Here is an 11,626-nt window from a genome sequence, read left to right as displayed (position 1 = left end):
GCGGTGTGCTGAGTGCTGAGCTGAAGGCGTTTTTTATGGTCGCCCGCCTGGGCAGCATTACCCAGGCGGCGAAAAAACTCGGCCTGAGCCAGCCCACAGTCACCACCCAGATCCGAAACCTGGAAAGCCAGTACGGCGTTGAGCTGTTCTACCGCGGTGGTCGCCGCCTCACGGTCAGCGACGACGGCGCCCGGTTGCTGCCGATGGTCAAGGCGTTGTTGCAGCAGGAAGCGGACATCGAGTTTTTCCTGCGCAACAGTGGTCAACTCCAGGGCGCTTTGCGCATTGCCGCGACAGCGCCGTATTACATCCTCGACCTGGTCAAAGCCTTTCGCGAACGCCTGCCCCATGTGGAGGTGTCGGTGGACATCGGCAATTCTCAGCAGGTACTCGAAGCGCTGGACGAGTACCGCGTAGACGTCGCCGCCTCTTCGCAGTTGCTGGAAGACCCGCGCCTGATCCGCCGCGTATTGGGCACTGATCCTCTGGTGTTGGCGGTGCATCGCAATCATCCCCTGGCCAAGCTTGATCATGTGCCATTGACTGCCCTGGCCGGACACACCTTATTGATGCGCGAAGCAGGTTCCACCACCCGACGGCTTACCGAGGAAATGTTGCAGGGTGCTGGGGTGAGCTATGGGCCGTTGCTGGAGATCGGCAGTCGCGAGTCAATCCGGGAGGCGGTGCTGCGCAATATCGGTATCAGCATCATTGCTCGACAGGAAGTGCCCCATGATCCGCAGTTGCGGGTGTTGACCATTGAGAATGCGCCGCAGATTCCGGAGTACCTGTACTGCCTCAAAGAACGAAAAGGCGCCCGCCTGCCGGCGGCGTTTCTAGGGTTGGCGCAGGAAATGTCGCCAATTTAGAGGTTTGGTGGCTGCCTTGAGGGCCAATCGGGGGCAAGCCCCCTCCCACATTTTGATCTGCGAACACATTCCAAGTGTGGGAGGGGGCTTGCCCCCGATTGCGGTAAACCAGGCACCCCCCTCCAAATCACCTACACAAATCCACCAATACCACTATCACTGCCTTTTGCCTTTCTGCCACAAGAGGGACGCATTGCCCGCCTAGCATGGCCTTCATCAGTTCGATGAGGTGCCACCATGAACACAGTCCTGACCCAACCCGGCGCGCCGATGAAAGTGCGCGGTATCCAGAAACGCTTCGGCGCCTTTACGGCGCTGGATCACGTGTCCCTGGACGTCGCCGCCGGCGAGCTGGTGTGTCTGCTGGGTCCGTCTGGCTGCGGCAAGACCACCTTGCTGCGTTGCATCGCCGGCCTGGAGCGCCAGGACAGCGGCGAACTTTACCTGGGTGATCGCGATGTTTCCCTGCTGCCACCTCAGGCGCGGGACTACGGCATTCTGTTCCAGTCCTACGCGCTGTTTCCCAACCTGACCATCGAAGCGAACATCGGCTACGGCCTCACCGGCAGTGGTCGCGATGAAGTGCGCCAGCGTGTTGGGCAGATGCTGGAACTGGTCGGTCTGGTCGGCAGCGAAAAGAAATACCCCGGCCAGCTGTCCGGCGGCCAACAGCAGCGCGTTGCCCTGGCCCGCGCCTTGGCGCCGGCCCCTTCGTTACTGCTGCTGGACGAACCCATGTCCGCCCTCGACGCCCGCGTGCGTGAGCACCTGTGCACCGAGCTGCGCCAGCTGCAACGGCGCTTGGGCATCACCACGCTGATGGTCACCCACAACCAGGACGAAGCCATGTTGATGGCCGACCGTATTGCCGTAATGAACAACGGTAAGGTCGAGCAATACGCCACGCCCCAAGAAATTTACGACCGCCCGGCCACGCCGTTCGTGGCGGAGTTTGTCGGCCAGGGCAACTGGCTGCCGTTCAGCCGCAACAGTGCCAGCCATGCCCAGGTCGGCGGGATGAACATGCGCCTGGCCGAGGATGCCGGTGTGGCCACGTCCGGCCGCCTGTTCTGCCGACCGGAAGCCATCAGCGTCAACCCGCCAGTGCATGAAGAAAACCTGTTCGCGGCCAAGGTCCGCGAGATCACCTTCCTCGGCAACCGCTGCCGCATGAGCTTTGAACTGGACCAACTGCCGGGCCACCCGCTGCTGGCTGAACTGGCCCCGGAGGCGATGCCGCGCCTGGGCGCCCAAGACATCTGGGTCGCCTTGCCGCCGCGCAGCCTGCAGGTGTTTGCCTGAGATGGCCGCTGTCATGACCCTGCCGCGGCAAGTTTCCCGCGCCGAAACCGGCGACCGTATTTTTGTGCTCGGCGGTAAACTGCTCTGGCTGTGCCTGCTCAGTGTTGCCGTGTTGATGCCGCTGCTGGCGATCTTCTGGCGCGGCTTCAGCAGCGAGGCCGGGCAGGGCGGTGGCCTTGTGGCCGCTCGGGAATTAATCACCAGCGAGAACTTCCACTGGCTGCTGGGCAATAGCCTGAAAGTCTCCCTCAGCGTGGCGGCCATTGTCGTACCGCTGGCCTACCTGTTTGCCTACGCGCTGCAACGCACGTTGATTCCAGGCAAGGCGATCTGGCGAGGCCTGTCGCTGCTGCCGTTGATGGCACCGTCGATGCTGCCGGGCATCGCGCTGGTTTATCTGTTCGGTAATCAGGGCATGCTGCGCGGGCTGCTTTCGGACAACATCTACGGCTTCTGGGGGATTGTGCTCGGGGAAGTGATTTACACCTTCCCGCACGCGTTGATGATCCTGCTGTCGGCGCTGTCCCTGGCGGATGCGCGGCTGTTCGATGCCGCCTCCAGCATGGGCGCCAGCCCGGCACGGGCGTTTCGCAGCATCACCTGGCCGGCCACGCGCCAGGCGGTGTTCGCCGCATTCTGCCTGGTGTTTACCTTGACCATTACCGACTTCGGCGTGCCCGTGGTGGTCGGTGGTGATTACCAGGTGCTGGCGTTGGAAGCCTACAAGGCGGTGGTCGGCCAGCAACAATTCGGTCGCGGCGCGTTGATCGGCATGGTGTTGCTACTGCCGGCGCTGTTCAGTTTTGGCGTGGATGCGTGGTTGCGCCGACGTCATGGCGACGCCATGAGTGGCCGTGCCCAGGTGTTCCAGCCCACGCCATCGCGGGTAAGGGATGGCTGCTACCTGGCCATCGTCCTACTGATCTGCGCGGTGTTGCTGCTGGTGTTCGGCATGGCGGTGTACTCCTCGCTGGTGAAATTCTGGCCGTACAACCTGTCGCTGTCGCTGAACCACTACCAGTTTGAAGACACGGCGGGCGGCGGCTGGCTGGCCTATCGCAACAGCCTGCGCATGGCCTTGTGCACGGCACTGATCGGCAGTGTGCTGATCTTCACCGGCGCCTATCTGATGGAAAAAACAAAAGGTCAGAAGGGCCTGAACCTGGCGCTGCGCATGCTCAGCTTTGTCCCGATGGCCGTGCCGGGTTTGGTGCTGGGCCTGGGCTACGTGTTCTTCTTCAACCTCAACGGCAACCCGCTGCACGTGTTCTACGGGACCATGACCCTGCTGGTGGTGTGCACCATTGCTCACTATTTGACCACTGCGCAGATGACCGCCACCACCGCGTTGCGCCAGCTGGACGCCGAGTTTGAAGCCGCCGCGCTGTCGCTCAAGGCGCCGCTGTACCGTCATTACCTGCGCGTCACCGTGCCGATCTGCCTGCCGGCATTGCTGGATATCGTGCGCTACCTGTTTGTGTCGGCGATGACCACCGTGTCCGCCGCGATCTTTCTCTACAGCCCCGACACCATCCTCGCCGCCGTCGCCGTGTTGAACATGGACGACGCCGGCAATGTGGGCGGCGCGGCGGCCATGTCGACCCTGATCCTGTTCACCTCGGCCGGCGTCTCGCTGCTGCTGGCGTGGGCCTCACGTGGCGCGCTGCGCCGATCCCAAGCCTGGCGCCAGACCGCGCCCGGCCAATAACCCTTAAAGGAGGTATTCCATGTTCAAGCCCCTGACGCTGGTCGCTGCCGTACTCACTGCATTCAGCCTGAATGCCTTCGCCAAGACCGAACTGACCGTTTACACGGCCCTCGAAGCCGAGCAGTTGAAGACCTACAAAAAGGCCTTCGAGCAAGCCAACCCTGATGTTGAAATCAAGTGGGTACGCGACTCCACCGGCATCATCACGGCCAAGCTGCTGGCCGAGAAAGATCGTCCGCAAGCCGACGTGGTCTGGGGACTGGCGGCCTCCAGTCTGGCGATCCTCGACCAGCAGGGCATGCTCGACAACTACGCGCCGAAGGACCTGGACAAGATCGGCAAAAACTACCGCGACGCTGCCAACCCCCCGGCCTGGGTCGGCATGGACGTGTGGGCCGCGACCATCTGCTTCAACACCGTCGAAGCCGAGAAACAGGGCCTGACCAAGCCGGTGAGCTGGCAAGACCTGACCAAGCCTGAGTACAAGGGCAAGATCGTCATGCCCAACCCGGCATCGTCCGGCACCGGTTTCCTGGACGTAAGCGCGTGGCTGCAGACCTTCGGCGAGAAACAAGGCTGGCAGTACATGGACGACCTGCACCAGAACATCGGCCAGTACGTTCACTCCGGTTCCAAGCCTTGCAAGCTGGCGGCTTCGGGGGAATTCCCGATTGGTATCTCGTTTGAATACCCGGCGGTACAGCTCAAGCGTCAGGGCGCGCCGCTGGACATCATCCTGCCCAAAGAGGGCCTGGGTTGGGACATCGAAGCGACTGCCGTGATCAAGGGCAGCGCCCATGCCGACGCGGCGAAGAAACTGGCGGACTTTTCTGCCAGCCCTGCGGCGATGGAGTTGTACAAGGACAACTTTGCCGTGCTCGCCCAGCCGGGAATCGCCAAGCCGCAGACCGAATTGCCAGCGGACTACGAGCAGCGTTTGATCAAGAACGACTTCGGCTGGGCCTCCAAAAACCGCGACAGCATCCTGACTGAATGGCGTAAGCGCTATGACGGCAAGTCGGAGAAGGTAGCGGGTCAGTAAGGTTTTCGTTAGGGCTGATGGCCCTAGCGGGAGCAAGCCCCCTCCCATAGTCGACCGAGTTCCTGCATGAGAATGCGGTCAACTGTGGGAGGGGGCTTGCCCCGATGGCGGTCATGAAAACAGGACATCACTAAATGACACACCACAGCGACCTGCTGATCATCGGCGCCGGCATCCTCGGCCTTTCCCACGCTTATGCAGCCGCCAAACGCGGCCTCAAGGTCAAAGTCTTCGAGCGCAGCGCCACGCCGTTGGGCGCCTCGGTGCGCAACTTCGGCCAGGCTCTGGTCACCGGCCAACCACCGGGGCCGATGCTCGACCTGGCGCGCGAAAGCCGTGAGATCTGGGGGCAGTGGGCGCAAGTCGCCGGGCTGCAACTTAAGCGCAACGGCTCGTACTTGTTTGCCCGCACCGAAGCTGAAGAACACCTGCTGGAAGCCTTCTGCGCCGGTCGCGCGCAGGAGTACGGCTATAACGTCGAGTTGCTGCAAGGCGCAGCAATGAAGGACCTGTACGGCGGCCAGTTCCGCCACCACCGCGCCGCGCTGCACGGCAAGGACGATCAACAGCTGTATTCGCGCGAGGCGATTCCGGCGCTGATCAACTACCTGACGCAAGCGCTGAACGTGGAGTTTCATTTCTCCACGCTCGTGCGCGACGTGGAGCCGGGCCAACTGCACAGCACGGCGGGGAGCTTTCGTGGCGAGCAGATCATCGTCTGCTCCGGCCACGATTACCAAACCCTGCTGGCCGAATCGATTGCGCCGCTCAACCCGCAGGTCTGTCGCCTGCAAATGCTGCGCGCCCGGCCGGTGCTCAACCTGAACCTGCAACACGCTTTGCTCACCGGCCTCAGTTGCGTGCATTACGGTGCTTTCGCCGACTTGCCGGAAGCCGCGCCGGTGCAGGCGCAGATCCTTCGTGAAGCACCGTACCTGCATGAGCATGGCATTCACTTGCTGATCAGCCCGACGCCTCACGGCGAACTGATCATCGGCGATTCCCACGAGTACGGCAGCGATGCGTCGCCCTTCAACGCCGAACAGGTCGACGACTGGATGATCGAACTGGCCCAGCAGACCCTGGGCTGCAAGATTCAGGTGGTGGAACGTTGGCAGGGCGTTTATGGCTCGCGTGGACCGGCGCCGTTTTCGTTCTTGCGGGCGGCGCCAGGCGTGAGTGCAGCGTTGATGCACACCGGCGTGGGCATGAGCGTGGGACCAGCGATGGCCGAGCGCAATATCCGCGCGTTGTGTGGGGAGGCGTGATGAACCGGGAACAGGTGATTACCGACGTCTTTGGTTTGTACGAACAGCACGGCACGGCGGACTACATCGGCGAGCCGGTGTCGCAGATCGAACACATGTCCCAGGCCGCGCAGTTGGCCATGGCAGAAGGTTTCGATGATGAAGTGGTATTGGCAGCGTTCTTCCACGACATCGGCCATCTCTGCGGCCAGGGCGGCGCGAACATGGGCGGTTATGGCGTGGTCAGCCATGAGCGGTTGGGGGCGGATTACCTGCGTCGGGCAGGGTTCAGCGAACGCATGGCCAGGCTGGTGGAATATCACGTGCAGGCCAAGCGCTACCTGACCTTCAGCCAGCCGGATTACTACGCGCGCCTGAGCGAAGCCAGCCGTCGAACCTTGGCTTATCAGGGCGGCGTGATGACAGCCGATGAGGCACGGGCCTTCGAGCAAGACCCGCTCTGTCACGTCAGCCTGCGCATGCGACACTGGGACGAACAAGCCAAGGACATGCACGTGCCGCTGCTCGACCTTGAAGTGCTCAAGGCCAAGGCTCGCAAGGTGCTGGCAGCTTAGGTCTCGTCGAGGCGTTGGGCGAGGGCCTCGATTTGCTCTTGGCGTTCAGCCTGGCTCAGCTTGGCGTGGGGGTTGAGCGACGACCATTGCGGATGGGCACGGGCTTTGTGCAGCGCCTCCGGCAACTTGCCTTCGCGCCAGGTTTTGTCCTGGGGCGTATCGACCTTGATGCTGTGCATCGCCGCGTGGCCGCGCACGCTCAGGGCCTTGAGCAACTGGCGTTGGCGCAGGGCGAGCAGGCGCAGCACGCTATCATCGACGGTCAACTCGCGTTGGCCCTTGATCTTGCCCAGCAGGCGGCTGCCATAGCTGCGCGCGGTTTGCAGCGCGCCCCCGGCGATGGCTCCGGCCAGGGCGGCGGCGCCCAGTGTCAGCCCGCCAACCAGCAGATCCACGCCGGCACCCGCCGCCGCGCCGGCAGCGATCCCGCCACCCACGCGCACGCCGAGTTGCTTGAGGGTTTCCGGGTTGAACAGGTCGTCGCCCCAGCGGCCATCCAGCAGCGGCAAGTCGCTGGCGGCCGCGTCTTGTGGGCGGAAACCGAACAGCTTGAGCAGGGCCTCCACACATTTTTGTTCGCGCTGGCGCACGGCCTTGCGCAAATCGCCGATGGCTTGCTGCTCATCTTCAGTGACCACGCTGCGCCTGCACGCGGCGCAGTCGATCAATAATTCGGCGATCAACCGCGCTGCGCTTTGCTGGCGAGCTTGGCGTTGGGCTTGCTGATCAAGGACCAAGCGTTCCAACTGCGGTCGTGCGTTTTCCAGCAGCAGGGCCAGACTTTCATACAGACGACGCTCGCCGTCTTCCGGCGGCGCGACGCTGTCGAAACGCACCAGCGCATGCAGGCCGAGGCGGGCCAGGGCTTCGCGCCAGTCCGGTTCGCGGTGGTCGCTGCTGCTGACGAAATTGAGCACCGGCAGCAAGGGTTTGCCGCAACTGGCCAGCACTTGCAGCTCATCGCGGTACTTGGCCAGCACCGGCTCGCGGGCATCAATCACATACAGACCGGCGTCCGAGGCCAGCAGTTGGCGCAGCACTTTGGCTTCCTGCTCGAAACGCTGGCGCGCTTCGCTGCCTTCGAGGAACCGCGCCAGGCGCGCCGGGCCGTCCAAGCGTTCGCCAGGTCGGTCGAGACGTTCCAGGTAATCAAGCAGGGCGATGGCATCTTCCAGGCCGGGCGTGTCGTACAGCTCCAGCAGGGCTTCGCCGTCCACCGACAGGCGCGCGCCTTCCACATGCCGCGTGGTGCTGGGACGATGGGAGACTTCACCGAAGCCCACATCCCGGGTCAGGGTGCGCAGCAGCGAAGTTTTGCCCACGTTGGTGTGGCCGACCACGGCGAGTTTCAGCGGTTTAGTCATGACCGGTCTCCAGCCAGTTCAACGGCGCGCAGTCGGCGAAGGGCAGCTCCAGCTGATGCAGCGCGGTGTGCCAATCGCCGAGGCGTTCGGCATCCAGCGCTTGGCCGGGCGGTGCTTGCAGCAGCCAGACGCGGGTGGCTGCGGCGCTGCGCGCGAGTTCGGCGATCAGCGCTAGGCTGCCGCGATCCGGCGAACGGCGCGGGTCGCAGGCGATGGCCAGGCGCGCGGGCGGGAAGCGGGTGAGCTGTTCCAACAGCTTGTTGCGCGATTCACGGCTGTCGAGGATGCCGGCGTTTTTCACTTGGGCTGGTAGCTTGGGCGGCCAGGGGTGTTGGTCGTCCAGCTCGATGGCCACCAGCAGGGCGCCGTCGCTTTCCAGCTCGCTGACGCCGCCGGTAACGTGGTGCAGTTGCTCGGGCGCGGCGTCGTTGACGCCGAGGCGTTCACTGCTTGGCATCAGGCGTTCACGCAGTTGGCTATAGCCCGGTAGGTTCAGGTCCAGGCGCAAGGCCGCGCGTCCTGCTTTCCAACGCCACAGGCACAACAGGGCGAGGATGAGTCGGGGCAGCAGGCCGTAGACCAGCAACACGCCCACCAACCAAGCGGCCCAGGCTTGGCGGGCGCTTTCGATATTGAGGGCGGAGTCGCCGCTGGCGCGGATCATCTCGACGGTCGGTACATTGAAACCAAGCACAGCGGGCAGGGCGCCGAGGGCCTGGGTGACGGCGACGAAGGTGTCGGCACCGAGAATGGTGGTTTCCCACACAAAGCCGTAGCGCCTTGTGGCGAGCAGTGTCAGCAGAATGACCAGCGCGCTGAGCAATGCCAGCAGCCACAGTCCGTTGACCAGCACACCGACTGCCCAGCGATTGAGTTTCTGGCGCTGCAACAACAGCAATAACGCCGGGGCCAATTGCGCGGCCTTGGCGTCACGGGCGAGTTTTTCACTGAGCCACAGCCATAAGCGACCAAGGCTGGCGCTGTGCTCTCCAGCAAACAGCAGGCCCAGTGCCCAGCTTATCAACAGGATCAGATTCAAACCGAGCAGGCTGCCCAGGGCCCAGAACACATTCACCGGGGTCAAACCGTTGCCCAGTGCCGCGAAGGCCAGCCCGGCGCCGCTGATAACGGCGACTAGCGCCAGCAGCACCAGTGCCAAACGCGCACCTTGCAGCCAGCGGGTGAGGGCGGCAGTCAGCCCATCGCGCTCGGCCAGATGCAAGGCGCGATGCTGGATGCGCGTCGGCAGATCGCCGCCGGCCGTACGGGCCAGGCGGTTGGCTTCCAAGTCTTCCAGGGCACCTGCGTGTTCTTCACGCAGGCGCACGGTTTCTGTCAGCCAGAGTTTTTGCAGCGGGTTCAGTGCAGTCACGCGCCGTCCTGTTGAGCAAGTGAGGTTGGAGCATAACCGCTAGGTCTTGGCTCTGGTATTCTCGTCGCCATGAAAAAAACTCTCCCTTTAAGCCTGATCGCAGCCCTCGGTGAAAACCGCGTGATCGGCGTCGATAACAGCATGCCCTGGCATTTGCCGGGGGATTTCAAATATTTCAAGGCCACCACCCTTGGCAAGCCAATCATCATGGGGCGCAAGACCTGGGATTCTCTGGGTCGACCGCTACCTGGGCGCTTGAACCTGGTGGTCAGCCGTCAGACCGATCTTAAGCTTGAAGGTGCGGAAGTTTTTCCGTCACTCGATGCCGCCGTGGCGCGGGCTGAAGCCTGGGCGCTGGAGCAGGGCGTGGATGAGTTGATGCTGATCGGTGGCGCGCAGCTGTATGCGCAGGGGCTGGAGCAGGCGGATCGGTTATATCTCACGCGCGTGGCGCTGAGTCCGGAAGGGGATGCGTGGTTTCCGGAGTTTGATGCGAACCAGTGGACGTTGGTTTCCAATCTGCCAAACCCAGCCGAAGGTGATAAGCCGGCTTACAACTTCGAAGTCTGGGAAAAAGCCTAAAAGCATCGGGGGCAAGCCCCCTCCCACATTGAAGTGCATTCCAAATGTGGGAGGGGGCTTGCCCCCGATGACGGTCTATCAGGCCTGCGCTAACTCCGCATGCTCATCTGCATCCAACAACGCCTTGTCCGTCTGCCCCATGATCTGGCTGGTAATTGCCCCTGCCGTCATCGAACCATTCACGTTCAACGCCGTACGGCCCATGTCGATCAGCGGCTCCACGGAAATCAGCAGCGCCACCAGTGAGACCGGCAAGCCCATGGCCGGCAGCACGATCAGCGCGGCAAACGTCGCACCGCCTCCCACGCCAGCAACACCGGCCGAACTCAGGGTCACAATCGCCACCAGGGTCGCGATCCATAGCGGGTCCAACGGGTTGATGCCCACGGTCGGCGCCACCATCACCGCCAACATGGCAGGGTAGAGGCCGGCGCAACCGTTCTGGCCGATGGTCGCGCCGAACGAAGCAGCGAAACCGGCAATGGATTGCGGAATGCCGAGGCGGCGAGTCTGCGCCTCAATGCTCAGCGGGATAGCCGCCGCGCTGGAACGGCTGGTGAAGGCAAACGTCAGCACAGGCCAGACCTTGCGGAAGAAGCGCAGCGGGTTGATCCCGGCCAGCGACAGCAGCAGGCCATGCACCACGAACATCAGGCCCAGGGCCAGGTACGACACCAGCACGAAACTGCCGAGCTTGATGATGTCTTGCAGGTTGGAACCGGCGACCACTTTGGTCATCAGCGCCAATACGCCGTACGGGGTCAGTTTCATCACCAGGCGCACCAGACGCATCACCCAGGCTTGCAGGGTGTCGATGGCGTTGAGCACTTTCTGGCCTTTTTCCACGTCATCCTTGAGCAGTTGCAGCGCGGCAACCCCCAGGAAGGCAGCAAAGATCACCACGCTGATGATCGACGTTGGCTTGGCGCGGGCCAAGTCGGCAAACGGGTTTGACGGCACAAACGAGAGCAGCAATTGAGGGATGTTCAGGTCGGCGACCTTACCTGCGTAATCACTCTGGATCACTTGCAGGCGCGCCATTTCCTGGGTGCCGGCCACCAGGCCCTCGGCGGTGAGGCCGAACAGGTTGGTCAAACCGATACCGATCAATGCCGCAATCGCGGTGGTGAACAGCAGCGTGCCGATGGTCAGGAAGCTGATCTTGCCCAAGGACGCCGCGTTATGCAGGCGCGCCACAGCGCTGAGGATCGAGGCAAATACCAGCGGGATCACGATCATTTGCAGCAACTGCACGTAGCCGTTACCGACTAGGTCGAACCAGCCGATGGAGGCCTTGAGCACCGGGTTGCCGGCACCGTAAATGCTGTGCAGCGCCACACCAAACGCCACGCCCAGGACCAGGGCAAACAGGACCTTCTTGGCGAGGCTCCAGTTTGTGCGACGGGTTTGTGCCAGGCCCAATAGCAGGGCCACGAACACGAGTAAGTTGAGAATCAGGGGCAGATTCATTGAAGCTCCGTTGAGAAGGCAGCCAATCGCGTGAGCCTGCGATTGCGAACCGGAAATCCTAACAGCTTGAAATATATTGATTTAATACCAATATG

General features: G+C 62.7%; 10 protein-coding genes. 7 read left to right on the top strand and 3 right to left on the bottom strand.

Annotated elements, in window-relative coordinates:
- The first annotated feature begins 5 nt into the window (after positions 1 to 5).
- The 6 genes from BW43_RS25745 (at position 6) to BW43_RS25770 (ending at position 6,743) form a co-directional block, all read left to right on the top strand.
- On the top strand, positions 6 to 869 hold the full coding sequence (locus BW43_RS25745; RefSeq protein WP_032884193.1) for a LysR family transcriptional regulator: 864 nt from the start codon (positions 6 to 8) through the stop codon (positions 867 to 869).
- Positions 870 to 1,106: 237 nt separating this feature from the next.
- Entirely contained in the window at positions 1,107 to 2,171 is a 1,065-nt protein-coding gene (locus BW43_RS25750; RefSeq protein ID WP_032884191.1) for a putative 2-aminoethylphosphonate ABC transporter ATP-binding protein, read from the top strand.
- Between the two features lies 1 nt (position 2,172).
- On the top strand, positions 2,173 to 3,879 hold the full coding sequence (locus BW43_RS25755) for a putative 2-aminoethylphosphonate ABC transporter permease subunit (protein ID WP_032884190.1): 1,707 nt from the start codon (positions 2,173 to 2,175) through the stop codon (positions 3,877 to 3,879).
- Between the two features lie 19 nt (positions 3,880 to 3,898).
- Positions 3,899 to 4,921: a putative 2-aminoethylphosphonate ABC transporter substrate-binding protein gene (locus BW43_RS25760; protein ID WP_032884187.1), complete on the top strand. Its 1,023-nt coding sequence runs from the start codon at positions 3,899 to 3,901 to the stop codon at positions 4,919 to 4,921.
- A 134-nt stretch (positions 4,922 to 5,055) separates the two neighbouring features.
- Entirely contained in the window at positions 5,056 to 6,189 is a 1,134-nt protein-coding gene (locus BW43_RS25765; RefSeq protein ID WP_032884185.1) for a TIGR03364 family FAD-dependent oxidoreductase, read from the top strand.
- Positions 6,189 to 6,743, top strand: a complete 555-nt coding sequence (locus tag BW43_RS25770; RefSeq protein WP_032884184.1) for a phosphonate degradation HD-domain oxygenase — start codon at positions 6,189 to 6,191, stop codon at positions 6,741 to 6,743. Before BW43_RS25765 ends, BW43_RS25770 begins: the two co-directional genes overlap by 1 nt.
- Here the strand turns inward: BW43_RS25770 and BW43_RS25775 are convergent.
- Together BW43_RS25775 and BW43_RS25780 are read right to left on the bottom strand one after the other, a co-directional pair.
- A complete protein-coding gene (locus tag BW43_RS25775; RefSeq protein ID WP_032884183.1) occupies positions 6,740 to 8,107 on the bottom strand; it encodes a DUF3482 domain-containing protein in 1,368 nt (455 codons plus the stop codon). The two genes, BW43_RS25770 and BW43_RS25775, sit on opposite strands and share 4 nt — an antisense overlap.
- A complete protein-coding gene (locus BW43_RS25780; RefSeq protein ID WP_032884181.1) occupies positions 8,100 to 9,479 on the bottom strand; it encodes a DUF2868 domain-containing protein in 1,380 nt (459 codons plus the stop codon). Before BW43_RS25780 ends, BW43_RS25775 begins: the two co-directional genes overlap by 8 nt.
- A gap of 69 nt (positions 9,480 to 9,548) precedes the next feature.
- Between BW43_RS25780 and BW43_RS25785 the strand changes: the two genes are divergently transcribed.
- Positions 9,549 to 10,061: a dihydrofolate reductase gene (locus BW43_RS25785; RefSeq protein ID WP_032884180.1), complete on the top strand. Its 513-nt coding sequence runs from the start codon at positions 9,549 to 9,551 to the stop codon at positions 10,059 to 10,061.
- A 78-nt stretch (positions 10,062 to 10,139) separates the two neighbouring features.
- Here the strand turns inward: BW43_RS25785 and BW43_RS25790 are convergent, their stop codons facing one another.
- A complete protein-coding gene (locus BW43_RS25790) occupies positions 10,140 to 11,531 on the bottom strand; it encodes an L-cystine transporter (RefSeq protein WP_032884179.1) in 1,392 nt (463 codons plus the stop codon).
- Positions 11,532 to 11,626: the final 95 nt, after the last annotated feature.

It is taken from the genome of Pseudomonas sp. RIT357 (assembly GCF_000632245.1).
GTDB classification, from domain to species: Bacteria; Pseudomonadota; Gammaproteobacteria; order Pseudomonadales; family Pseudomonadaceae; genus Aquipseudomonas; species Aquipseudomonas sivasensis.
This window is presented reverse-complemented; position numbering and strand designations above follow the sequence as displayed.